General features: G+C 67.5%; 23 protein-coding genes. 14 read left to right on the top strand and 9 right to left on the bottom strand.

The window, feature by feature from the left end; all coding sequences use genetic code 11:
* Nucleotides 1-22: 22 nt before the first annotated feature.
* Both hemW and rdgB read right to left on the bottom strand, forming a co-directional pair.
* Complete coding sequence (gene hemW, locus AC1RNC_RS16955) at nucleotides 23-1,177, bottom strand: radical SAM family heme chaperone HemW (RefSeq protein ID WP_492887494.1); 1,155 nt, start codon at nucleotides 1,175-1,177, stop codon at nucleotides 23-25.
* The gene (rdgB, locus tag AC1RNC_RS16960; protein WP_492887495.1) at nucleotides 1,170-1,772 is read right to left on the bottom strand and encodes an RdgB/HAM1 family non-canonical purine NTP pyrophosphatase; all 603 of its coding nucleotides are present in this window, start codon (nucleotides 1,770-1,772) and stop codon (nucleotides 1,170-1,172) included. The genes hemW and rdgB overlap by 8 nt, the downstream gene beginning before the upstream one ends.
* A gap of 231 nt (nucleotides 1,773-2,003) precedes the next feature.
* On the opposite strand from rdgB, the gene AC1RNC_RS16965 reads away from it, so the two are divergent.
* From AC1RNC_RS16965 to AC1RNC_RS16980, 4 genes are all read left to right on the top strand, one after another.
* The gene (locus AC1RNC_RS16965) at nucleotides 2,004-2,120 is read left to right on the top strand and encodes a hypothetical protein (RefSeq protein ID WP_492837682.1); all 117 of its coding nucleotides are present in this window, start codon (nucleotides 2,004-2,006) and stop codon (nucleotides 2,118-2,120) included.
* 94 nt (nucleotides 2,121-2,214) lie between these two features.
* Entirely contained in the window at nucleotides 2,215-2,748 is a 534-nt protein-coding gene (locus tag AC1RNC_RS16970) for a DUF2975 domain-containing protein (protein WP_324112865.1), read from the top strand.
* A gap of 17 nt (nucleotides 2,749-2,765) precedes the next feature.
* Nucleotides 2,766-3,005, top strand: coding sequence for a helix-turn-helix domain-containing protein (locus tag AC1RNC_RS16975; RefSeq protein WP_492837681.1), 240 nt, complete (start codon nucleotides 2,766-2,768; stop codon nucleotides 3,003-3,005).
* An 83-nt stretch (nucleotides 3,006-3,088) separates the two neighbouring features.
* Nucleotides 3,089-3,412, top strand: coding sequence for a hypothetical protein (locus AC1RNC_RS16980; RefSeq protein WP_125157210.1), 324 nt, complete (start codon nucleotides 3,089-3,091; stop codon nucleotides 3,410-3,412).
* Between the two features lie 26 nt (nucleotides 3,413-3,438).
* Here the strand turns inward: AC1RNC_RS16980 and AC1RNC_RS16985 are convergent, their stop codons facing one another.
* The 3 genes from AC1RNC_RS16985 to rph form a co-directional block, all read right to left on the bottom strand.
* The gene (locus tag AC1RNC_RS16985; protein WP_492887496.1) at nucleotides 3,439-4,224 is read right to left on the bottom strand and encodes a retropepsin-like aspartic protease family protein; all 786 of its coding nucleotides are present in this window, start codon (nucleotides 4,222-4,224) and stop codon (nucleotides 3,439-3,441) included.
* A 29-nt stretch (nucleotides 4,225-4,253) separates the two neighbouring features.
* The gene (locus AC1RNC_RS16990; RefSeq protein ID WP_492887497.1) at nucleotides 4,254-5,231 is read right to left on the bottom strand and encodes a S1C family serine protease; all 978 of its coding nucleotides are present in this window, start codon (nucleotides 5,229-5,231) and stop codon (nucleotides 4,254-4,256) included.
* A 119-nt stretch (nucleotides 5,232-5,350) separates the two neighbouring features.
* Complete coding sequence (gene rph / locus AC1RNC_RS16995; RefSeq protein ID WP_492887498.1) at nucleotides 5,351-6,067, bottom strand: ribonuclease PH; 717 nt, start codon at nucleotides 6,065-6,067, stop codon at nucleotides 5,351-5,353.
* Between the two features lie 140 nt (nucleotides 6,068-6,207).
* On the opposite strand from rph, the gene hrcA reads away from it, so the two are divergent.
* The 7 genes from hrcA (at nucleotide 6,208) to gyrB (ending at nucleotide 13,652) form a co-directional block, all read left to right on the top strand.
* Nucleotides 6,208-7,284 carry a heat-inducible transcriptional repressor HrcA gene (hrcA, locus tag AC1RNC_RS17000; RefSeq protein ID WP_492887499.1) on the top strand — a complete coding sequence of 359 codons (1,077 nt, stop codon included), beginning with the start codon at nucleotides 6,208-6,210 and terminating at the stop codon, nucleotides 7,282-7,284.
* Nucleotides 7,285-7,296: 12 nt separating this feature from the next.
* Nucleotides 7,297-7,917 carry a nucleotide exchange factor GrpE gene (gene grpE, locus AC1RNC_RS17005; protein WP_492837676.1) on the top strand — a complete coding sequence of 207 codons (621 nt, stop codon included), beginning with the start codon at nucleotides 7,297-7,299 and terminating at the stop codon, nucleotides 7,915-7,917.
* Nucleotides 7,918-8,072: 155 nt separating this feature from the next.
* On the top strand, nucleotides 8,073-9,191 hold the full coding sequence (gene dnaN / locus AC1RNC_RS17010; protein ID WP_492837675.1) for a DNA polymerase III subunit beta: 1,119 nt from the start codon (nucleotides 8,073-8,075) through the stop codon (nucleotides 9,189-9,191).
* A gap of 177 nt (nucleotides 9,192-9,368) precedes the next feature.
* Nucleotides 9,369-9,740 (top strand): VOC family protein, encoded by a 372-nt coding sequence (locus AC1RNC_RS17015; RefSeq protein ID WP_492887500.1) that lies wholly within the window; start codon nucleotides 9,369-9,371, stop codon nucleotides 9,738-9,740.
* Between the two features lie 81 nt (nucleotides 9,741-9,821).
* The gene (locus tag AC1RNC_RS17020) at nucleotides 9,822-9,983 is read left to right on the top strand and encodes a hypothetical protein (protein ID WP_492887501.1); all 162 of its coding nucleotides are present in this window, start codon (nucleotides 9,822-9,824) and stop codon (nucleotides 9,981-9,983) included.
* Nucleotides 9,984-10,026: 43 nt separating this feature from the next.
* Nucleotides 10,027-11,190 (top strand): DNA replication/repair protein RecF, encoded by a 1,164-nt coding sequence (recF, locus tag AC1RNC_RS17025; RefSeq protein WP_492887502.1) that lies wholly within the window; start codon nucleotides 10,027-10,029, stop codon nucleotides 11,188-11,190.
* Nucleotides 11,187-13,652, top strand: coding sequence for a DNA topoisomerase (ATP-hydrolyzing) subunit B (gyrB, locus tag AC1RNC_RS17030; RefSeq protein WP_492887503.1), 2,466 nt, complete (start codon nucleotides 11,187-11,189; stop codon nucleotides 13,650-13,652). Before recF ends, gyrB begins: the two co-directional genes overlap by 4 nt.
* A gap of 238 nt (nucleotides 13,653-13,890) precedes the next feature.
* Here the strand turns inward: gyrB and AC1RNC_RS17035 are convergent, their stop codons facing one another.
* Nucleotides 13,891-14,277, bottom strand: coding sequence for a hypothetical protein (locus AC1RNC_RS17035; protein WP_492837670.1), 387 nt, complete (start codon nucleotides 14,275-14,277; stop codon nucleotides 13,891-13,893).
* A gap of 146 nt (nucleotides 14,278-14,423) precedes the next feature.
* A complete protein-coding gene (locus tag AC1RNC_RS17040) occupies nucleotides 14,424-15,635 on the bottom strand; it encodes a serine hydrolase domain-containing protein (RefSeq protein ID WP_492887504.1) in 1,212 nt (403 codons plus the stop codon).
* Nucleotides 15,636-15,856: 221 nt separating this feature from the next.
* Between AC1RNC_RS17040 and AC1RNC_RS17045 the strand changes: the two genes are divergently transcribed.
* Complete coding sequence (locus AC1RNC_RS17045) at nucleotides 15,857-16,525, top strand: response regulator transcription factor (protein ID WP_492887505.1); 669 nt, start codon at nucleotides 15,857-15,859, stop codon at nucleotides 16,523-16,525.
* A gap of 98 nt (nucleotides 16,526-16,623) precedes the next feature.
* Here the strand turns inward: AC1RNC_RS17045 and AC1RNC_RS17050 are convergent, their stop codons facing one another.
* Both AC1RNC_RS17050 and AC1RNC_RS17055 read right to left on the bottom strand, forming a co-directional pair.
* A complete protein-coding gene (locus tag AC1RNC_RS17050) occupies nucleotides 16,624-17,736 on the bottom strand; it encodes an ABC transporter substrate-binding protein (protein ID WP_492887506.1) in 1,113 nt (370 codons plus the stop codon).
* On the bottom strand, nucleotides 17,733-19,142 hold the full coding sequence (locus AC1RNC_RS17055) for a sensor histidine kinase (protein ID WP_492887507.1): 1,410 nt from the start codon (nucleotides 19,140-19,142) through the stop codon (nucleotides 17,733-17,735). Before AC1RNC_RS17055 ends, AC1RNC_RS17050 begins: the two co-directional genes overlap by 4 nt.
* Nucleotides 19,143-19,343: 201 nt before the next feature.
* On the opposite strand from AC1RNC_RS17055, the gene AC1RNC_RS17060 reads away from it, so the two are divergent.
* The gene (locus tag AC1RNC_RS17060) at nucleotides 19,344-20,699 is read left to right on the top strand and encodes a CitMHS family transporter (protein ID WP_492887508.1); all 1,356 of its coding nucleotides are present in this window, start codon (nucleotides 19,344-19,346) and stop codon (nucleotides 20,697-20,699) included.
* A gap of 126 nt (nucleotides 20,700-20,825) precedes the next feature.
* Nucleotides 20,826-23,720 (top strand): TonB-dependent receptor plug domain-containing protein, encoded by a 2,895-nt coding sequence (locus AC1RNC_RS17065; RefSeq protein WP_492887509.1) that lies wholly within the window; start codon nucleotides 20,826-20,828, stop codon nucleotides 23,718-23,720.

The following is a 23,720-nucleotide window of genomic DNA, read 5'->3' on the forward strand; positions in this document are numbered from 1 at the left end:
TGAGTTAGCCGAAACAGGCATATCAGGTCGCGAGCGCGCCTGTCAGCCGGTCCAGCACCAGGCGACCGGCGCGGGTGGCGCGCAATCGGTTGCGATCGTCGCCCAGCAGGCCGGCCTCGACGAGATCGCGGACCTTGGGCAGGTCAGGAGTCAGGCCCAGCGGGGTCATCTCGTCGAAGCTGACGCCATCGTCGATGCGCAGGCCCAGGACCAGGCGCTCCTCGGCCGCTTCCTTGGGGGTGAGCATCTCGCGCTCCAAGCCGACGCCGGTCTCGGTCACGGCGGCGATGTAGTCCTTGATGGCGCGGTGGGCGACGGTCGCCGCGCGGCCTTCGGGCAAGGCGAGGCGGCCATGCGCGCCCGGCCCGACCCCGACATAGTCGACGCCGCGCCAGTAGACGAGGTTGTGCCGCGATCGCGCCGCCTCGCCCCGGGCGTGGTTGGAGACCTCGTAGGCGTCGAAGCCGGCGGCCTCCAGGATCTCCTGCGTGGTCTCGAACAGGGTGGCGGCCAGGTCCTCGTCGGGGACGACCAGGGTTCCGCGGCCGACGGCGCGGTCGAAGGCGGTGCCCGCTTCGATGGTCAGCTGGTAGGGCGAGACGTGCTCGGGGCCCAGGGCGATGGCCTCGGAAAGCTCGGCGCGCCAGGCCGCGTCGGTCTGGCCGGGACGGGCGTAGATCAAGTCGATCGACAGGCGGGGGAAGGCCTTGGTCGCCGCCGTGATCGCCCGCCGCGCCGCGCCGGCGTCGTGGTTGCGACCCAGGGCCCTCAGGGATTCATCGTCCAGCGCCTGGACGCCGAGCGACAGGCGCTGGATCCCGGCGTCGGCCAGGGCTTTGAACCGATCGGCTTCGGCGTCGGTGGGATTGGCCTCGAGGCTGATCTCCAGGTCGTCGGCCGGCGACCACAGGCGCCTGGCGGTGTCGATCACCCGGGCGACCTCCCCCGGATCCATCAGCGAGGGCGTGCCGCCGCCGAAGAAGATCGAGAGCAAGGTTCGCTCGCCGGTCAGGGCGCGCTGGGCCTCCAGGTCGGCCACGATGGCGTCGGCCAGCGCCGCCTGCTCGTCGGTCTTGCCCCGGTCGCGCACGACGTTGAAGTCGCAATAGGGGCAGATGCGCGCGCAGTACGGCCAGTGGGCATAGACGCCCAGCGGGGCCCTGGAAGGATCAGTCAATCAGCGCCGCCTTCAGCTTAGCGAAGGCGCGGGCGCGGTGGCTAATGGCGTCCTTGGCGGCCGGCTCCATCTCGCCGAAGGTCAGGCTTTCGCCCTCCGGCAGGAAGATCGGGTCGTAGCCGAAGCCGCGCGCCCCACGGCCGGGGAACACCAGGATTCCGTCGACGCGGCCCTCGACCACCACGGCCGGGCCGTTCGGCCAGGCCACCGCCAGGGCCGAGGTGAACCAGGCCGAGCGGTCGTCGGAACCCGTCTCCTCCAGCCGCGTCTCGACGTTTTTCATGGCCGCGACGAAATCCTTGGAGGGTCCTGCCCAGCGGGCCGAAAAGATCCCCGGCGCGCCGTCCAGCGCCTTGACCGACAGGCCGCTGTCGTCGGCCATGGCCGGCAAGCCCGAGCGGTCGGCCGCGTGACGCGCCTTCAGCAGGGCGTTGCCGACAAAACTACCTTCTGTTTCCTCCGGCTCGGGCAGGCCCAGCTGGCCGGCGGTGACGATCTCGAAGCGGCCGTCCAGCAGGGCGGCGATCTCGGGCGCCTTGCCGGGATTGTGGGTGGCCAGCACAAGCTTCGCGCCCGATTCAAGCTTCAGCGCCATCCGACATCTCCTAAGCACGGCAACGCGCTTCCTTACCCTGGCTTGGAGACCGCCGTCGACACCACTGTGACCTTACGGCAACTGTTCCGCGCGACCGTGCATCATTACCAGAGTTTAATATCGTTTCTCGATAAACAACATTGGCGGAACCGGAAACGCGCTCTATCTGTTGACCTGTGGATAGAGGCCGAATGGCTCGACCCCGTCCACGTCTCTCAAACTGGAAACACGATGTCCGCCGCCCGCCTGTTCCGCATCGCCGACAAGGTTCTCATGACCGTCATCACCGCCGCGCTCATCGTGGCCGTGCCGGTGTCGGCCGTGGCCTTCGTGGTGCAGACTCTCTAGGCGGGTAAGGGTTTCCAGAGCCGAGACTGGGTTTTTTGACGCCCGCCGCGACGCGGGGCAATTTGCTTAGCGTCGCTGTCGGGGGGAAGCAGCCATGCGCGCCTTGGGCCCAGGCTCCGTATCGAGTTTTCTGAAGATCATCCTCGACGTGATCTATGTCGGGCTGTGGATCTTCGTGAGCCTTCTGTCGCTGTTCACGCTGGTCGCCCTGCTGTTCAGCTTCAATCCAGAACTTCTGGCCTCGATGTTGCCGATCAGCGACGCCGTCGAGGCGGTCAGCCGCGACGGGCCGCTGTTCGCCGGCGCCCTGGCCGCCTGGGCGCTGCTGCTGGGCGGCTGGATGGTCATCGTCGAGCGCCTGCGCAAGATCTTCGCCACCCTGACCGCCGGCGATCCCTTCCATCCCGACAACGTGGTGCGCCTGCGCCTGATCGGCCTCGTTCTGGCGGGCCTCGAGGTTGGGCGCTACGTCTTCTCGGGCATGGCCCGCTGGCTGGCCCCCAAGGCCAAGGTCATCGACGACAGCTTCACCCTGACCGCCTGGTTCTCGGTGCTGGTCGTCTTCGTCCTGGCCGAGGTTTTCCGCGAGGGCGCCCGCCTTCGTCGCGAAGCCGAACTCACGATCTGAACCGGAGCGATCCAAGCATGCCTGTCCGCGTGAACCTCGACCGCGTGCTGCTCGACCGCCGAATGTCGCTGACGGAGCTCTCCGACCGGGTGGGGGTGACGATCGCCAACCTGTCGATCCTCAAGACCGGCAAGGCCCGCGCCGTCCGATTCTCGACCCTGGACGCCCTGTGCCGGGAGTTGCAATGCCAGCCCGGCGACCTGCTGACCTTCGAATACGGCCCGGCCGGCGGGCATGACGACGACGAAGACGACTAGTTCGCGCGCCCGAGGAAACCACCGACGGGGCAGGACGTTTCAGGGGTGAGGCGGGGGCGCCTCGACATCCTGGGAAAATCGAATTGACCGTGACTCGCGTAATCTTCGCTTCTGTCTTCGCCGTCGGCGCCCTAGCGTCCGCCGTCTCCGCCCAAGCCTCCAGTCCGGGCGCCTGGGCCGAGTTCAATCAGCGTGTCACCCGCAGCTGCGTCGCCGCCTCGGGCTACCGCAACGCCCGGCCTTCGCCGATCATCGGCTTCGACGACCGCGTCGGTAAGGTCGCGGTGCTGGTCTCCGACCGTTCGCGCGGCTCCAACAACGCCAAGCTCTGCCTCTACGACAAGGCCAGCCGAAAAGCCTATATCGACAACGCCGACGGCTGGGTCGCGCCGCCGCAGCCGCGCTAGGCGCGGGCTTGCCGGGAGGGGCGCGCCTAGTAGGCGCGTCCTTTCTCGTCCTCGCGCCACTTCAGGATCATCTGGCGGTCGCGGAATTCGAAGGCGTCCAGACGCTTGAGGAAGCTCATCCCCAGCAGCGAGCCGTTCATCGGCGCCTTGTTGACCATCACCCGGAAGCCCTCGAGCTTGATCGAGCCGATCTCGAGGCTCGTGGCGTCGTAGGCGGCGCTGTAGCCCTTGCCGTTGGCGGTCTCGGTCTCGTAGCCGTAGTTCAACGTGTCGACGGCGATCCCGAGGCGGCGGGCGTCGTCGGGGCTGAGCACGGTCTCGGTCGCGCCGGTGTCGACCATGAAGCGCACGCGCTGGCCGTTGACCAGGCCGTCGACGACGTAGTGGCCGCCTTCGCCTTGCGGAACCATCAGGGTGCGCTCGCCGACCGCCACGGGCGTGCCGACATTGAAGGCCAGCTTGAGCCGTTGCGGGACGTCGGCCAGCTCGGCGCGGTAGGCGTAGCCCAACGCCAGGACCGCGATGATACCGCTCCAGATCGCGACATATTTCAGGTGCTGGCTGATCGAGCCCTGCAGGCCGCGCAGCAGCGCCGTCGAGACCAGCACCACCAAGCCGATCTGGTAGACGAGGTCGGCCTTGTCGTCGCCGGTCCGCATCGCTTCGGGAAAGGCGCGCCAGAGCGCGAACGCCAAGGCGCCGATGGCGGCCAGCACCCCCAGCCACAGCCAGAGCCGATGACGCGGGATCCCTGGCGGCCCTGACCTGACCGCCGCCGGCGGCGCGTCGGGTTGGTCCCATGGGCCTTTCATTGGGCGGCCGCTATCATTTGGCGAAGGCGTCAATTCAGCCGCCGCTTTTTCAGCAGGCTGGCGCGGTCCATCGAGCGGATCTCGACCTCGAAGGCGTCGCCCTCGCGCAGGATCTTCAGCGGCACGCCGACGCCGGCGTCGCCGAGGCTCCACATCGTCTCGTAGAATTCGGCCAGGGTCGAGACCGGCATGCCGTCGACGGCGAGGATCAGATCGCCGGCTCTCAGCTCGGCGCGGGCGGCCGGGCCCTTGGGTGAGATGCCGACGATGACGACGTGATGGTCCATCTCCTGGGCGAAGACGCCCAGCCACGGCCGGGGCGGGTGCGGGCTGCGGCCGCGCGCCAGTTCGTCCAGGATGGGCGGCAGCAGCTCGGCCGGCACGAACATGTTGATCGGACGGGCCAGACCTTCATTGTCGCGGCCTTCCAGGGTCAGGGAGCCGAGGCCGACGAGGTCGCCCTTGGGGCCGATCAGGGCCGCGCCGCTCCAGTGCGGGTGGGCCGGGCCGGTGATGATGGCGTCGTCCAGCAGGTATTCCCAGTAGCCGGCGAACGGCATGCGGGCCAGCACCTTGCCGGCCACGGCGTGGGCGCGACCGCCGGCCCCGGCGGCGATGATCGGCGCGCCGGTGTCCAGGTCCTTGGCGCTGCCGATGGTCATGACCGGCAGGTCCAGCGGTTCCAGCGCCTGGACGAGGCCCAGGCCCGAGCGGACATCCAGGCCCAGCACGTGGGCCGGCACGCGGCGGCCGTCGTTGCGCGTGAGCACAACCTCCTCGGCCTCGGTGATCAGATAGGCCATGGTCAGCACGAGGCCGCCGGGGCCGATGACAACGCCGTTGCCGACGCGCTCGGTCCCCAGAATCCCGGCCGTATAGGCGTCGGGGGGCACGGTGGCTTCCAGCGCCACCATGGAGGACAGCGCCTGGTCGAGGTCGAAGCGATAGGCCTCCGCCGACGGGCGCAGGCGGGCTTCGACTTCATGGCCTTCGAACGGGGTGGTCACGCGAAACTCCTGAAATCCTTAAGATAGGAATCTGGGACCGTTACCCCGTTCCGGCAAGTGCGACCCGAACGTGATGGCGCGGCCACCACGTTCTTCTCGCGAGTTGGAGATGGAAGCTCCTAGGCTCCGATCGCCGCGCGTTGCATCACGAACAGCTCGTTGACGCCCTTCTCGGCCAGGCCGAACAGGCTCTGGAACTCGGACTTGGTGAAGCCGCGCTTTTCGCCGGTGGCCTGGATCTCGACGATGTCGCCCACGTCGGTCAGGACGAAGTTGCTGTCGGCCTCGGCGCTCGAGTCTTCTTCGTAGTCGAGGTCCAGGACCGGGGTGTCCTTGAAGACGCCGCACGAGACGGCCGCCACCTGGCCCTGGATCGGGTCGGTCTTCAGCACGCCCTCTTCCAGCAGGTAGTTGACCGCCAGGCGAAGGGCGACCCAGGCGCCCGTGATGGCGGCGGTGCGGGTGCCGCCGTCGGCCTGGATGACGTCGCAGTCCAGGCTGATCTGGCGCTCGCCCAAGGCCTTGAGGTCGACGACGGCGCGCAGGGAACGGCCGATCAGGCGCTGGATTTCCTGGGTGCGGCCGGTCTGCTTGCCGACGGCGGCCTCGCGACGGCCGCGGGTGTGGGTCGCGCGCGGCAGCATGCCGTACTCGGCCGTGACCCAGCCGGCGCCCTTGTTGCGCATCCAGCCGGGAACGCTCTCCTCGACCGTGGCGGTGACCAGCACCTTGGTGTGGCCGAAGCTGATCAGGCAGGAGCCCTCGGCGTAGCGGTTGACGCCGGTTTCCAGCGTGACGGCGCGCAACTGGTCGGGGGCGCGTTCGGACGGACGCATGAGGAAACTCCTGATCTCAGGGATATTTGAATGTGTGTGAGGGGCCGCTTATCCTATTGATAGCCGTAGTTGAAAGAGGCCGACCGCTTTTGTCCGCTGACCGGGTCCCAAACGACACGCCCTTCATGGCCTTTTAGAGCATGACTCATCTGTTCCCTGGTCCGATCGTCCCCGCGCCAGGCCTTGGCGAGATGGACAGCCGCGCCCGCGACATCTTCCGCCGGGTCGTGGAGTCGTATCTGGAGACCGGCGAGCCGGTCGGGTCGCGGACTATTTCCAAGGGCGGCCTGGCCTTGTCGCCGGCCTCGATCCGCAACACCATGCAGGATCTGGCGCAGCTGGGCCTGCTGGACGCTCCCCACACCAGCGCCGGCCGGATGCCGACCCACGCGGGCCTGCGCATGTTCGTCGACGGCTTCCTGGAAGTCGGCGACATCGGCGAAGGGGAAAAGCGCGCCATCGAGGCGCGGCTGGCCGTGAAGGGCCGCTCGTTCGAGGAAGCCCTGGGCGAGGCCTCGTCCATTCTTTCCGGCCTGGCCGGCGGGGCCGGCATCGTCGTCACGCCCGTCCGCGAGGGCGGGGTCAAGCATGTGGAGTTCGTGCCGCTCGGCGGCGGCCAGGTGCTGGCGGTCATGGTGTTCGAGGACGGCCAGGTCGAGAACCGGCTGATGCGCCAGGCTCCCGGCGTGACGCCCTCGGCGCTGCAGGAGGCCAGCAACTTCCTCAACGCCCGCCTGCGCGGCCGCACGCTGTCGGAGGCGCGGAGCGAGATGGGCGGCGAACTGGACATCGCCCGCCGCCAGCTGGACGAGACCGCCGCGCGCCTGGTCGAGGACGGCCTGGCGGCCTGGAGCGGCGGCGAGGGCGACGCCCGCTCGCTGATCGTGCGGGGGCAGGGGAACCTGCTGGTCGACGCCCGGGCGCGCGAGGACATCGACCGCGTGCGCCAGCTGTTCGACGACCTGGAGCAGAAGGGCCAGCTGATCGGCCTGCTGGATGACGTTCGTGACGCCGAGGGCGTGCGCATCTATATCGGAGCGGAGACGCGCCTGTTTTCGCTTTCGGGTTCCTCGGTGATCGCGGCGCCCTATATGACGGGCCGGCAGAAGGTGCTGGGCGCGATCGGCGTGATCGGGCCCGCCCGCTTGAACTACGCCCGTGTCATTCCGTTGGTGGACTATACCGCCCGGGTGCTCGGGCGGATGATGGATGGATAAGGACTGTAGGATATGACCGACGAGCAAACGCCGGCTGAAGACGTCGCCTTCGAAGCTGACGACGCGTCGCAGGAGATCGAGGCGCTGAAGCTGGAAGTGGCTGCTCTGAAGGAGCAGGCCCTGCGCTACGCCGCCGAGGCCGAGAACACCAAGCGCCGCGCCGAGCGCGAGATGAACGACGCCCGCGCCTACGCGATCCAGAAGTTCGGCCGCGACCTGCTGGGCGTCGCCGACAACCTGTCGCGCGCCACGGCCCACAGCCCCAAGGACTCGACCGACGCGGCGGTGAAGAACTTCATCATTGGCGTCGAGATGACCGAGAAGGAGCTGCAAGCCGCCTTCGAACGCAATGGCCTCAAGCAGATCGCGCCCGCCAAGGGCGAGAAGTTCGACCCGCACCTGCACCAGGCGGTGATGGAGCAGCCGGCGACCGACGTCGCCGCCGGCGGCGTGATCACCGTCCTGCAGGCCGGCTACGAGCTGATGGGGCGCCTGGTGCGTCCGGCCATGGTCGCCGTGGCGGCCAAGGGCTCGACCGGACCTTCCACCAACGAGTCGTCGGCCGCCAATCCGTATGCCGGCGCCGGCGCGGACGGCGACAACGCGGGCGGTTCGTTCGATCAAAAAGCCTGACGAGGCGGAAAGCTTCGTTTTTCGGACTCCGGGGCGCGCGAATGACGGGCGCGCCCCCTTTCCCCCTGCGCGCTTTGCGATAATGTCGGCGGTCCATTCTCAACGGGGGTAGCGGGCGATTCCTTGCATTCCGCCCGCACGATCTGGACCGGACTATGAAGCTTACAATCGAACGGGCGGCGCTCCTGAAGGCGCTGGGTCACGTGCAGAGCGTCGTCGAGCGCCGCAACACCATCCCGATCCTGTCGAATATCCTGCTGTCGGCCGAAGGCGACCGCCTGTCCTTCTCGGCCACCGACCTGGACATGGAGATCATCGACGAGGGCTTCGCCCAGATCGACGTGCCCGGCCAGATCACCGCGCCGGCCCACACCCTCTATGAAATCGTCCGCAAGCTGCCCGACGGCGCCGACGTCTCGCTGAGCTTCAGCGGCGATGATCCGCGCCTGGTGATCCAGGCCGGCCGCTCGCGCTTCAACCTGCCGGTGCTGCCGGCCGGCGACTTCCCGGTGATGAGCAGCGACGGCCTCTCCAGTCGGATCGCGGTCGACACCAACGAGCTGATCCGCCTGATCGACAAGACCCGCTTCGCGATCTCGACCGAAGAGACCCGCTATTACCTGAACGGCCTCTACGTCCACACGGTCAACGAGGGCGGCGAGACCAAGCTGCGCGCCGTGGCCACCGACGGTCACCGCCTGGCCCTGGCCGAGATGCCGGCCCCCGAGGGCGCGGCCGGCCTGCCGGGCGTGATCGTGCCGCGCAAGACCATCGCCGAGGCCCGCCGCCTGATGGAATCGGCCGGCGAGACGGTCGACCTGCAGGTCTCGCCCCAGAAGGTCCGCTTCGAGTTCGGCCAGGCCGCCCTGACCTCCAAGGTCATCGACGGCGCGTTCCCGGACTATCTGCGCGTCATTCCGCGCGACAACGCCAAGATCCTGACCCTGGACAACGATCTGTTCGCCAAGGCCGTCGACCGCGTGGCCACCATCTCGGCCGAGAAGAGCCGCTCGGTGAAGCTGGCCATCGAGCCGGGCCGCATCACCCTGACCGTGCGCAACATGGAAGCCGGCCAGGCCGTGGAAGAGGTCGAGGTCGACTACGACGGCGAGCCCTTCGAGATCGGCTTCAACGCCCGCTACCTGCTGGACGTATGCGGCCAGATCGCCGGCCCGCAGGCCGAGTTCCGCTTCGCCGACCCGGCCAGCCCGACCCTGGTGGTCGATCCGGTCGATCCGGGCGTGAAGTACGTGCTGATGCCGCTGCGAGTCTGATCCCGCGACAGAGTCTTGAAGAACAAAGGACGGGCGCTTCGGGCGCCCGTTCTGCTGTCTGGGACGCCGCGGAGGCGTTAAGCGGCGGGTCTTCACGCCCACCCTGACGCGAGGGTCATGTTGCGAACGCTCATAAGCGCGCTAAGGTCCGTTTCGTAAGAAAACGGGAGGTGGCCCATGGCCAAGCTGAACTACGTGACGGTCGGTTCGAACGACCTGGAGAAGGCCAAGGCCTTTTATGACGGCCTGCTGGGCTCGATCGGCATGAAACCGCTGTTCGAGCACCCGTCGGGCGGCCGTCTCTATCGCGGCGACGGCTGCATGTTCGGGGTGCTGGGCCCGTATGACGGCAATCCGGCCTGCGTCGGCAACGGCATGATGGGCGGCTTCGCCTTCGACACGGTCGAGGAGGTCGACGCCTTCCACGCCAAGGCCCTGGAACTGGGCGGCAAGGACGAGGGCCAGCCGGGCGCGCGGATGCCGAAGGCCTATTTCGCCTATTTCCGCGATCTGGATGGCAACAAGCTCTGCGGCTACAAGCTGGGTTAGGTTTCGCGGCCAAGTTTCGCCCCGGTTAGGACCGCTTTCGGTCTCTATCGGGGCGCAACCCACGTCCAATTCGACGTGGAGATGAGCATGCGTATCGCCTGGGAGCGCGTTGGTGCGGTCGCGCTGAGCGTGGGCATCTGGACCCTGCTGCTCGTCTCCGGGCGGCATGTCCTGCACTTGGCCTGGGGCGAGGTTCACACCCTGGCTCACCTTGCGCTGGGGCGACGCGGCAGCTTCGCCTGAAGTGCTGGGCTGCGCATCGCTCCCGAAATGCTATTAGGCGCTCATGGCGTCGGCCGCACTGCTTTCCCTGACCCTGACGGATTTCCGCTCGTACGCGCGCGCGCGCCTCGAGACCGAGGGGCGCAGCGTCTATCTGTTCGGGGCCAACGGGGCGGGCAAGACCAATCTTCTCGAAGCGATCAGCCTGCTGACCCCCGGCAAGGGTCTGCGTGGGTCCAGCATGGCCGAGGTCGGCCGTCGGTTGCCCGGTGAAGCGGTCGGCCGGGCCTGGGCCGTGGCCGCCGAGGTCGAGTCCGGTGAGGACGCCCCCCTCCGCATCGGCACCGGCGTCGAGCAGGGCGGGGCCGCCCGCCGCACCGTTCGCATCGAGGGCGAGACTGTCTCGCCGGGCCGCCTGGCCGACCACGTCCGGCCGATCTGGCTGACGCCGGCCCAGGACCGCCTGTTTCTGGAGGCCGCGTCCGAGCGCCGCCGGTTCTTCGACCGCCTGGTCTTCGCCGGCGAGCCCGGACACGCGGCCAACGCCAACGCTTATGACAAAGCCCAGCGCGAGCGCATGCGCCTGCTGACCGACGCGGCCGAGGCCGGGCGCGCGCCGGATGCGACCTGGTTGAACGCCCTGGAGGCCCGGCTGGCGGAGTCCGGCGCTCTGCTGTCCCAGGCCCGCGCCCGCACGCTGCTGGCCCTGCAGAACGAGATCGACGGACGCGGCGACCGCCCCTTCCCGCAGGCCCGCCTGACCCTGACCGGCGAGTGGGAGAAGATGGCGCTGGACGAGGTTCCGTTCGCGGAGATCGAAGAGCGTCTGGCCGCCGCCCTGGCCGTCGCGCGCGCGCGAGACGGGGCGGCCGGGCGGGCCCTGACCGGCCCCCATCGCGGCGATCTTGCCATCTTCCACGTCGACAAGGACCGTCCGGCGGCGGAATGCTCCACGGGCGAGCAAAAAGCCCTGATTTTGAACCTGGTTTTGGCCCAGGCGGCGCGACTTTCGCGTGCGGAATCCGCGCCGAATCCTGTAATATTGCTCGACGAAGTCGCCGCGCATCTCGACCTTACCCGTCGGGCCGCCTTGGCCGACGAACTCACGGCGCTCAAGCTCCAGGCCTTCCTCACCGGCACGGACGAGTCGCTGTTCGACCATCTCAAGGGTCGGGCGCTAGGTGTTCGCGTGTGCGACGCCGGCCTGACCATCCTGGAAGACGAATGACCGAGAACACCGAAGACCAAGTTCCCGAAGCGCCGGCCCACGAAATGACCACCGAGGAAGCCGCCGCCCAGTACGGCGCGGACTCGATCAAGGTGCTGAAGGGCCTGGACGCCGTCCGCAAGCGCCCCGGCATGTACATCGGCGACACCGACGACGGCTCGGGCCTGCACCACATGGTCTATGAGGTGGTCGACAACGCCATCGACGAGGCCCTGGCCGGTCACGCGACGAAGGTCCAGGTGATCCTCAACGCCGATGGTTCGGTGACGGTCACCGACGACGGTCGCGGCATCCCCACCGACATCCACGAGGGCGAAGGCGTCTCGGCGGCCGAGGTCATCATGACCCAGCTGCACGCCGGCGGTAAGTTCGACCAGAACAGCTACAAGGTCTCGGGCGGCCTGCACGGCGTCGGCGTCTCGGTCGTCAACGCCCTGTCGGACTGGCTGGAACTGAAGATCCACCGGGGCGGCAAGGCCCACCAGATGCGCTTCGAGCGCGGTGACGCGGTGACCTCGCTGAAGGTCACGGGCGACTCGCCGATGCGTGAGGACGGGCCGAAGGCCGGCGAGCTGCTGTCGGGTACGGAAGTGACCTTCTTCCCGTCGCGGTCCACCTTCGCGTTCATTGAATTCGACCGGAAGACCCTGGAGCACCGCCTGCGCGAGCTGGCGTTCCTGAACTCGGGCGTGACGATCTATTTCCGTGATCTGCGCGACGCCGAGCCGTGGGAAGAGAAGCTGCACTATGACGGCGGCATCGAGGCTTTCGTCCGCCACCTGGACAAGGTCAAGACCCCGCTGCTGAAGACCCCGATCGTGGTGCGCGGCGTCAAGGACAAGGTCGAGGTCGATCTGGCCCTATGGTGGAACGATAGCTACCACGAGCAGATGCTGTGCTTCACCAACAACATCCCGCAGCGGGATGGCGGCACGCACTTGTCGGCCTTCCGCGCGGCCCTGACCCGGATCATCACCGGCTATGCCGAGAGCTCGGGCATCACCAAGAAGGAAAAGGTCAGCGTCGGCGGCGAAGACGCCCGCGAAGGCCTGACCTGCGTGCTGTCGGTCAAGGTGCCGGACCCCAAGTTCAGCTCGCAGACCAAGGACAAGCTGGTTTCGTCCGAGGTGCGCCCGGCCGTCGAAGGCCTGGTGCAGGAAGGTCTGGCGACCTGGTTCGAGGAGCACCCGAACGAGGCCCGGGCCATCGTCAGCAAGATCGCCGAGGCCGCCGCCGCCCGCGAAGCCGCTCGCAAGGCCCGCGAACTGACCCGCCGCAAGAGCGCGCTGGACATCACCTCGCTGCCCGGCAAGCTGGCCGACTGTTCCGAGCGCGACCCGGCCAAGTCCGAGATCTTCATCGTCGAGGGTGACTCGGCCGGCGGCTCGGCCAAGCAGGCCCGTAACCGCGACAACCAGGCCGTCCTGCCGCTGCGCGGCAAGATCCTGAACGTCGAGCGCGCGCGGTTCGACAAGATGCTGTCATCCGACCAGATCGGCACGCTGATCACGGCCCTGGGCGCCGGCATTGGCCGCGACGACTTCAACCCGGACAAGGTGCGCTACCACAAGATCGTGCTGATGACCGACGCCGACGTGGACGGCGCCCACATCCGCACCCTGCTGCTGACCTTCTTCTACCGGCAGATGCCGGAGCTGATCGAGCGCGGCTACATCTACATCGCCCAGCCGCCGCTCTATAAAGCCGCCAAGGGCAAGTCCTCGCGCTATCTGAAGGACGACAGCGAGATGGACGCCTTCCTGATCGACGAGGGCGTCGAGGGGGCGGAGCTTGACCTGCCGTCGGGCGAGCGCCGCACCGGCCAGGACCTGCTGGCCCTGGTGCAGCTGTGCCGCCAGGCCAAGGGCAATATCGATCGCCTGGCCGCCCGCGCGCCGTCCTTCGCCGTCGAGCAGTCGGCCCTGGCCGGCCTGTTGGGCGACAACCCCGACATCGCCGCGGCGGCGACCCGCCTCGACCTCTACGCCGAGGAAGGCGACGGACCGTGGACCGGCGAACGCGGCGACACGGCCTATGTCTTCAAGCGCACCCGTCGCGGCGTCACCGAGAGCGTCGTGCTGGACGATGGCCTGCTGCAGGCCGCCGACGCCCGACGCCTGGCCGAGCGGGCCGGGGCTCTGGCTGAGATCTTCTCTGGGCGAGCCGTGTTCCGTCGCAAGGACAAGTCGACCACCGTCCGGGGGCCGATGGACCTAGTCGCCGCCGTGATGGACGCCGGCCGCAAGGGGCTGAGCATCCAGCGCTACAAGGGCCTGGGCGAGATGAACCCGGATCAGCTGTGGGAGACGACGCTGGACGTCGAGGCCCGCACCCTGCTGCAGGTTCGCGTCAACCACGCCGACGACGCGGACGAGATGTTCAGTCGTCTGATGGGCGATCTGGTCGAGCCGCGCCGCGAGTTCATCCAGGAAAACGCCCTGGACGCCGAGGTCGATGTCTAAGCCTCTGTAGAGAGTTGGACCGGCTCACCAAGAGTGAGAAATGATCCACGACAGATGAGAGCGTAAGCCACGCTGGGTGGAATCCGTCGAGCTTAGTGAACCGGTTTCTTGCTGATGGAATCTTGCCCCAACCAGGGGCGTCATCGACCTGAACCCGGCCTGTTCGACCGCTCGGCTTGTCCTGACCTGCGGGCCAAAGGCGGCGGCGCCCGAAATGCTCTTCGGCGCCGTCGCTGAACTAGCTTCGTTCCAACAGCGACGCATCGCGAAGTTCGATAACAGGTGTTTCCCAGGGATGGGCAAGCATAATCGCTTCCAGGCAGCGATCTACAGCATGCGCCGACGCATCATAGGGGAAGTAGGTGGTCAGTATAACAGTCGGAGAAGCTGCTGGTTGACCGGGTTCGCCGAATGCAGGTTGAGCGCCGGTTTCAGGTCTGAAGATTTCCCAGCCAGCGACGATCTCGGCCACGGATTTGTAGATTCCGAAATCGCCTAAAGGTCCATCTGCGCGCAGAATCCGCAGCATCTTCGCCAGGGTTGGGTCCCGCTCCATGGCCGACGCGTCTCCACCGGCCAGAGCAATGATCGTCTGCCGTTCGACCGGGCAATAGATCCGCAACATCCTTGCTTCGCGAACGCGATATCCTGTGGTCATTTGGACACCTGTACTGAGGTCTGGGTCAAAGCCAAATCGTCACCTTCAGTCCGCCACGATCACCGTCCGCGACGGCGATCTGTGCATTCAATCGTTGAACGATCGCGTCGACTTCACTTCATGAACAGCTGGGCCAGCTCGCGCGGCAGACCCTTGAGGTTAGAGTCCGTCAGGTTGGTCTGCATGGACAGAACCAGGTTCTGCTTCGGATAGATCAGCAGCATCGAGTTGCCGCCGACCGACGAGCCGGAATGCCAGTAGATCGGGTCGCCGGCGGGGGTCTTGTCGATGAACCAGTTCATCCCGTAGCCGGTGCCCTTGCCGTCGGTGGTCTTCTGTTCGGTGAAGAGCTCCTTCAGCGTGGCCGCCTTCAGGAAGCCGGGCGCGAGGTGAGCCTGACCGAAGCGGACCAGATCCTCGGGCGTGGTCAGATAGCCCCCGGAGGCAAACTTGTTGCTGTTGTCGCTGTAGGGGGCGTTCAGCAGCACGCCGCGTCCGCCGTCACCCCACGAGGATTGGCGGATGCGATAGGTGTGCTCACCGCCGGTGCGCTCATAGTAGCGGACGCGGTAGGGGATGATCTCCTCGTTGCGGTCAGGCAGGGTGTGGACCATGCCCAGCGGTTCGAACACCAGTTCCTGGGCCAGATCCGGGAAGAGCTTGCCGCCGGCGGCCTGGGTCATGGCGCCCTGCAGGTTGGTGCCGAGGCTGGAATAGTTGAATTTCGCGCCCGGCTCGAAGGCAAGCGGCTCGTCCTTGAACGTATCGACGTAGCCGAGCAGGTTGTCGTACTTGACGGCGTTGAAGAAGTCGTCGCTGCCCAGGCGGTAGTGGCGCAGGCCGCCCAGCATTCCCGCCAGCATCCGGAAGGTGATCGGCTTGCTTTTCACGGGGAAGGTCGGGACCAGCTTCTGCACGGGCGTGTCGAAGTCGAGCTTGCCCTGGTCGTGCAGACGGGCGGCGATCGCCATGCTCATGGGCTTGGCGACGCTGCCGGTGCGGAAGAGGGTCGATGGGGTGACAGGCACGCCCTGTTCGACATCGGCCAGGCCGAAACCCTCGGACCAGACGAAGACATTGTCGATCGACACGGCGATGGCCAGGCCCGGCACGCCGCGCTGGGCCATGTAGTCCGCGATCCGCTTGCGGCCGGCTTCGACCGCCGCCCGACGCGAGGGCGTGCTGACGTGCTCGGCATAGGGCGCGGCGTGGGCCAGCGGGCTGGGAACGGTCGCCTGCGATGTCGATGCGGTCTGGGCGCCGGCCGTCACGGGCGCCAGCGCCGCCAGACATGCGGCGGCCAACAGGTGTTTCGTCAATTTCAAATCTGCCTCCCAATCGACGCGCCGGGGCGAGGTCCTTCGTTGTGGTGACCCTGTCCCCCGGCGGCGAGCACTCTGCCGCCCCAACCTGACAGCCAGCTGTCAGACTGGCGCAGTATCGTCTGCCTTGCATTGAGTCTCCCAGGCCTGGCGCGCGCCAGGCGACTTGGGCAGACTTGATAAAAAGGCCCCACGAAGCGAGGGCCGGACAAAGGGAGTGAAGCGTGCGGGTTCTCGTCGTCGAGGATACGGCCGACCTCGGAGAAGGCATCGTCGCGTGCATCGCGCGGATGGGCCACGCGGTCGACTGGGCGCAGGACGGCGTCAGCGCCGACGATCTGCTGCATGACACCACCTACGAGCTGGTGGTGTTGGACCTGAACCTGCCCGAGATGGACGGGGTGACGGTGCTGCGAAACCTGCGGGCCCGGCGCTGCGGGACGCCGGTGCTGGTGGTGACCGCCCGCTCGACCGTCGACGACCGCGTCGACGTGCTGGATCACGGCGCCGACGACTATCTGGTCAAGCCGTTCGACTTCCGCGAGCTGGAGGCCAGGGCGCGGTCCCTGTTGCGGCGGCGCAGCGGCGACCGCACCAACGTGCTGGCCTGCCAGAACGTCAGCCTGGACCGCGCCGCCCGCATCGCGGCCGTGAAGGGCGCGCCGATCAACCTGACACGCCGGGAGCTGTCGGTGCTGGAGGTGCTGCTGGCCAACCAGGCCAAGATCCTCAGCAAGGCCCAGATCCTGGACCAGATCTTCGACTACGCCGCCGAGCCGTCCGAGAACGCGGTCGAGGTCATCATCACCCGATTGCGGCCCAAGCTGGCCGGCTCCCTTGCCGAGATCCGCACCCATCGCGGCCTTGGCTATCAGATCGTCGCCGCCAGCTAGAGCATTTTCCGATCCAATTGGATCGGTGAAATGCTCTAGCATCTTGTTTTAACGCATTTTCTGACGACGAACCGGTATCCACTTCGTCGGAAAATGCTCTAGGGCGTCCGCGCCTCAGGCGGCGGATAGAGCGCCCGGCGCCATTCGCGGATGAAGGCGCCGCGCTTGGCCGGATCGCGCAGCGACAGCAGAGAGGAGCCGACCACCTCCTGGCTGGCGCGCTCGGCTTCGGACAGCGCGCCACGGGTGATCGCGCCTCGCGGCGGCTGGACCTGCTCGCGGGCGATGAGCTGACCGCGCGGCGAGACCAGCAACTGGACGAAGGCCGTGGCGTCGCCGGGGTTGCGGGCGTCACGGCTCATCATCACCGAGCGGGTCTGGATGGCCTGGTAGTCGGACGGCAGAACCACGCCGACATGGCCGTAGCGTCGCTGGCCGGCATAGGCGTAGGAGAGCTGGACATTATAGGCCATGCGGATCTCGCCGCGACCGACGGCGTCGACCATCTCGTTTGAGCAGCAATAGGTCCGCACCAGGCTGCGGCCGAAGCTCTCGATCAGCCGGCCGTAGATCGCCGCCTGGCGGGCGTCGAAGCTGGCGTAGTTGTAGCCGGGGCCGGACTGTTCGATATCGTAGGTGCCGATGCGGCCGCGCCACGCCAGGGGATCGGCGCGCAGCGACTCGACCAGCGCCAAGTGGCTCGACGGCGGCTCGCCCTTGGGGAAGGCGCGGCTGTCGTAGACGAAGACGGCTGGCTCCAGGCTGAAGGCGATCACTTCGCGCCGCCATTGCGCGGCCGCCGGGGCCAGGGCGGCCACGGCCTTGGGCGCGGGGCGTCCGCAACCGTGATTGGCCAGCGCCACCAAGTGATCGGTGGCGATGGTGACATAGAGGTCCGGCTGGGCCTGGACGCGATCGCAACCCTTCTGGGCCCGGGTCAGCAGCTCGCTGCTCAGCATGTCGACATACTGGATCGAGACGTCCGGGTGGGTGGCCTGGAAGGCGACGATGAACGGGCGCATGAAGCTGACGTCCGTCGCGCCCTCGATGGTCAGCAACCGTGCGCCGAGATCGCGGGCCGGAAACAGCGTCTGCGCCCCGACGCTGGGGCGCGGATAGGGCGGCTGCAGCGGTTCGGGGCGCCGCCAGACCAGGACGCAGCCGATGACCAGCACGACAAGGCCGAACAGCCAGGGCAGGGCGCGCTTCATGGAGCCTCCACGGCGGGCAGGCGCATGCGGATCTCGAAGCCGTCCGGGCCGCGCCGGGGTTCGAGCTGGCCGCCGTGCGCGACGGCGATCTCCTGGGCGATGGCCAAGCCAAGGCCGGCGCCGGCGCGCGCGCCGCGCGGACTGGTGAAGGGCTTGAGCGCCGCGGCCCAGTCGTCTGGCCCGATGCCGGGACCGTCGTCGAAGATCCAGACCACGGCCTCGCCGTTCTCGTGGGTGACGCCGACTTCCAGCCGCGCGCGGGCGCCATGCAGGGCGGCGTTGTTGACCAAGTTGGTCAGGCCTTCGCGCAGGGTGACCTCGTCGCCCAGGATCATGACCGGATCCGGCGCGTCGAAGGCCAGGGTCAGATTGCGGTCCAAGGCGCGGGGAACGCCGTCGTTCAAAGCCTTGCGGGCGATGTCCGACAAGTCGACGACCGTTGGCGTGATGGTGCCCGCCCGGTAGATGACCATGGCGTGGCCCAGGAGCTGGTTGGTCAGGCGTCCCAGTTCGATCAGGCGCTCGCGAAGCCGCTCGATCCTGGCGTGGCGAGCGGCGGCCGCGCGATCGCCGTCCAGCAGCTCGACCTGGGCCATCAAGGCGGCGATCGGCGTTCGCAGTTGGTGGGCGGCGATGCCGACGAAGGTCTGCAGACGCGACATCCGATCGTCGAACCGGGCCATGACCAGATTGATGGCGTCGACCAGGGCCTGGGTTTCGCGCGGACTTTCCACCTCCAGCGGCGTCACGTCGTTGGCTTCCCGCGCCGCTAGGGCCTGTTCGATGCGTGACAGGGGGAGCAGCGCGCGCCGCGCGGCGGCCAGGGCGGCGAAGAAGCCCAGGGCGCTGACGAAGATGACCAGGGCCGCGATCTTCAGCATCAGCGACCAGACCAAGGTGTTCCGCGCCAGGTGGGTCTGAGCGACGACGACGCTGGCCCAGCCGCCGCCGGCGGGCGTGGTCACGTAGCGCCCCACGGTTGCTGTCCGCACCGGCGCGCCGCCAACCTCGTCGTCGCCGATCCGCGGGCGATTCAGTTCCGACGAGGTCGCCAGCCCAGGCAGGTTCGGCGTACCGGTGATGACCCGGCCGCGCGGATCGCGCACGACGTAGAACACACGGTCGTTCTTGGCCTGAGCCAGGGTCTCGAAGGCCGCATCGGGCGGGTTGGCGGTGACGCCGGTTTCGCCGACGGCCACCGTCTCGGCCATCTGCAGGGCCGCGCTGATCAGCAGGCGGTCATAGGCCTCGTTGGCGGCGGTGCGGGAGAACAGGAAGGCGGCGACCAGCGCCAGGGCTCCGCCGATCAGAAACACGCCGGCCAGCATCACGCGAAGACGATCGAAGACCGACTGGCGGGCCTCCGGCCCGAACAGGCGAAGGCCGATCACGTTCGACAAGGCCACGGCCGCGCTGTCTCCCCCAGGGGGATTCTGTCGCCCCCTGACGCGATAGTAGGGCCAGCGCGACGTCGTCGTCAGCCGATTTGATGACGACAGGTTCCTGCAAGCCAACCGCCCTACAGTGCCCTCAAACAGCCCTGGCCGGCACGCCGAAGCCCAGGACGATTCTTAGGGTAGGGGCGAGGTTTGGCGCCGACGGCTTTGATGCTTTCTCTCTTCGGCTTCGCGATGGTCGCCACGTTCATGGTGCTGATCATGACGCGGCGCCTGACGCCGCTGGTGGCGCTGATCTTCATTCCCATCGTCTTCGGCTTGCTGGCGGGCTTCGGCGCCGGCCTGGGGCCCATGATGCTGTCGGGCATCAAGAGCATCGCGCCGACCGGCGTGATGCTGATGTTCGCGATCCTCTATTTCGGCGTGATGATCGATGCGGGCCTGTTCGACCCGCTGGTTCGGGCGCTGCTGCGGATGGTCCACGGCGACCCGGTGCGGATCGTCATGGGCACGGTGGTGCTGGCCACCTTCGTCTCGCTGGATGGCGACGGTTCGACCACCTACATGATCACCGCCGCCGCGCTGTTGCCGCTCTACAAGCGCCTGGGCCTTAATCCGCTGATCATGGCCTGCCTGATCATGCTGTCGAGCGGCGTGATGAACCTGACGCCCTGGGGCGGGCCGACCGCCCGCGCCGCCAGTGCGCTGCAACTGGAAGCCGCCGACGTCTTCCTGCCCCTGGTGCCGGCCATGGTCATCGCGTTCGTCTGGCTGCTGGGGCTGGCCTTCGTCTATGGACGCTTCGAGCGTAAGCGGCTGGGCCGCCTGGTGCTGGGCGAGGACACGCCGCGGTTCGAACAGACCGTCGTGGGCGACGCCGGCGTCGCCGAGATTGTCGATGTCGCGGGCGGGGCGTTCACGGTCTCGTCCGATCCCGAGGCGCGCCGGCCCAAGCTGCTATGGTTCAACGCCGCTCTGACCGGGGCCCTGATGGTCGTGCTGATCATCGGTCTGCTGCCGCTGCCGGTGCTGTTCATGGTGGCCTTCTGCATCGCCGCCGTGGTCAATTATCCCAATCTGGAAGCCCAGAAGGCGCGGGTGGCGGCGCATTCGGCCAACATCCTGGCGGTTGTATCGCTGATCTTCGCGGCCGGCATCTTCACCGGCATCCTCAACGGCACGGGCATGGTCGAATCCATGTCCAAGGGGCTGGTGGCGATTATCCCGCCCGCGTTCGGACCCTACATGGCGCCGATCACCGGCCTGATCAGCCTGCCGATGACCTTCTTCATCTCCAACGACGCCTTCTATTTCGGGATGCTGCCCATCCTGGCCGAGACGGCTTCGCACTATGGGGTCAGCCGCCAGGCCATCGCCAGCGCCTCGCTGGTGGGCCAGCCGCTGCATCTGCTCAGCCCGCTCGTCCCGTCCACCTACCTGCTGGTCAACCTGGCCGGCGTGGAGTTCGGCGAGCACCAGAAATTCACGGTCCGCTGGGCCGTGGCCACCTCGCTGGTGCTGCTGATCGCGGGCGGCCTCGTGGGAGCCTTTCCGTTCATCGCCTGACCTCTCGTCGCCTGAGCTTGGGCCGCAAGGCTGCTGTCAGGTTCACACACTAGAACAAACCCTATGAAGAGCTCACCGACCCGCGAAAGCGGCGGCCAAGAGCTCCGGGGAAAAGGGAGCCGAAACATGCGTCAACACACTCTGTGGACCAGTGCGTCCATGCTCTGCCTGGCCATGGCCACGGCGGCCAACGCCCAAGCGCAAGCCGTCACTCAGGCCGCGGACAGCGAGACCTCGGTCGAGACCATCGTCGTCACCAGCTCGCGCGTCGTTCGCGACGGCTTCGAGGCGCCGACTCCCGTGACCGTCGTCGGCGGCGAGCAGCTCAAGGAGCAGGCCGTCACGCGCCTGGTCGACGTCTCCCGCAACCTGCCGGTCTTCCGCAATCAGGGCGGCGCGCGCAGCGGCAGCAACGGCTCGGCCAATGGCGGCCAGGGCAGCCTGGACATGCGCGGCCTGGGCGCCAATCGCAACCTGGTCATGCTGGACCGCCGCCGCGTCGTGCCCTCGACCGGTAACGGCATCGTCGACGTCAACATCCTGCCCAGCGCCCTGATCTCGCGCATCGACGTGGTGACCGGCGGCGCTTCGGCCGCCTGGGGGTCTGACGCTGTCTCCGGCGTGGTCAACTTCGTGCTCGACACCAAGTTCGACGGTTTCAAGGCCGAGATCTCCACGGGCGTTTCCAGCCACGGCGACAACGGCGAAGGCACGATCTCGGCCGCCGTCGGCCGCTCGTTCGCCGACGCGCGCGGCCATATCATCGCCTCGGCGGAATATTTCGTCGGCGGGCCGCAGAACCTGATGGACCGCGACTGGCTGGCGGCGCGGCCCGGCGTGATCAACAATCCCGCCTATACGGCGACCAACGGCCAGCCGCGCCGTGTCAAGGTCGCGGGCAATATCGTGGCCGCCTATATGTCGACGGGCGGCCTCGTGAACGGTTGCCGCACCGCGACCGGCGCCAATATCCCGAACTGCTCGCTGGCCGGCACGGCCTTCGGTCCGGGCGGCTCCACCCACCGCTTCATCTATGGGACCTACGTCAATCCGACCGGTAACATGTTGGCCCCGGCGACCGATCCCTACGGCGACTACACCCAGATCTACGACAATATCAAAGCGGTGAACCCGTCGGACCGGATCAGCCTGTTCAGCCACGCCGACTACAAGCTGACCGACAATTTCAGCGCCTTCGTCGAGGGCATGTACACCAAGAGCAATGTTGGTCCGTCCTATTCGGTGCCGCCCTACCGCTTTGGCACCAGCGCCACGACCTGGCTGTCGGTCAGCGCCGACAACGCTTTCCTGCCGGCCAGCATCAAGGCCCAGATGTCGGGCGCCGGCGGCGGCAATCCGGCTGGGCCCGCCCTCCTGAACATCGGCCGGATGAACGACGACTGGACCGGCAATTCGCGGATCAAGAACACCAACACCACCTACCGCTTCGTCACCGGCTTGGACGGCGCGCTGGGCGGCGGCTGGAAGTGGAACGCCTACTACCAGTTCGGCCAGAACACCTATTTTGGCACGGTCGACGATAACCTGATCACCTCGCGTGGCGGCGTCACCGCCCAGGGCAACGTCAACCTGGCGGTAGATGCGGTGGTCGCGCCGCCCGGCAACGCCGCCGGCATCGCGCCGGGCACGATAGTCTGCCGCTCGACCCTGACCAATCCGAACAACGGCTGCGCGCCGTTGAACATCTTCGGCCAGGGCGCGGCCTCGCAGGCGGCGATCGACTACGTGCTGGGCGAACAGTTCACCCGCCAGCGCTACACCCAGCACGTCATCGAAGGCTCGCTGCAAGGCGACCTGTTCTCGACCTGGGCCGGGCCGGTGTCGTTCGCGACCGGCGCCTCGTATCGCCGCGAGGAGATCAAGGCCGTCTCCGACCCGCTGTCGCGGGAAAGCGCGTTCGGCATCGGCAATCCCAAGCCTTATGGCGGCTCGTACAACGTCAAGGAGGCCTTCGGCGAACTCGTCGTGCCGCTGCTCAAGAGCGAGGGCCTGGGCCAGGCCGACGCCAACCTGGCGGGTCGGGTGACCGACTATTCCACCTCGGGCCGCGTCGAGACCTGGAAGGCCGGCGTCACCTGGACGCCGATCGAGGACATTCGCCTGCGCTTCACCCGGTCGCGCGACATCCGCGCGCCCAGCCTGCAGGAACTGTACACCGGCGCGACCCAGGCCCGCGCCAACGTCATCGACCGGTTCAAGCCGGGTTCGGTGACCGTCAACCTGCAGCAGATCGGTGGCGGCAACGCCGCTCTGACGCCGGAGATCGCCGACACCGTCTCCGGCGGCGTCGTCTTCCAGCCGCGCTTCTTCTCCGGCTTTTCGGCCTCGGTCGACTATTACCAGATCAAGATCCGCGACTCGATCTCGACCCTGGCGGTGCAGCAGATCGTTGATCGCTGCTTCAACGGCAACGCGGAGCTGTGCGGCCAGATCACCCGCCTGGGCGGCGACATCATCGAGATCCGCTCGACCAACCTGAACCTGGCCGGCTTCGAGACCAGCGGCCTGGACATCGAGGCGTCCTATCGCATGCCGGTGTCAAACCTGGTCTCCGGCTGGGACGGCGAGGTCGGTCTGCGGATGCTGGCCAACTATGTCGGCAAGTTCGAGACCAATGACGGCGTCACCGCCCTGGACCTGGCCGGCTCGCTGGGCGACCGCCAGCCGCACTGGACGGTGCAATCCAGCGCCTTCTACAAGAACGGTCCGCTGCGCGTGACGGTGGTCAATCGCTACCTGTCCAGCGGCGTGGTCAGCAACGACTTCAAGGCGCCCAACGAGATCGACGACAACCACGTCGCCGCGCGCCTCTACACCAACCTGAACGTCAACTACACGTTCCAGGGTTTGGGCGGGGAGGCCGAGGTGTTCGCCAACGCCGACAACGTCTTCAACGTCAAGCCGCCAAAGGGTTTCGGCTGGGGTTATGGCCTGAACGCCTCGCCGCAGTACGACGTGATCGGACCGATGTTCAAGGTCGGCCTGCGGCTGCGCCGCTAG

Source organism: Caulobacter sp. GW822-FHT01G02 (assembly GCF_058802865.1).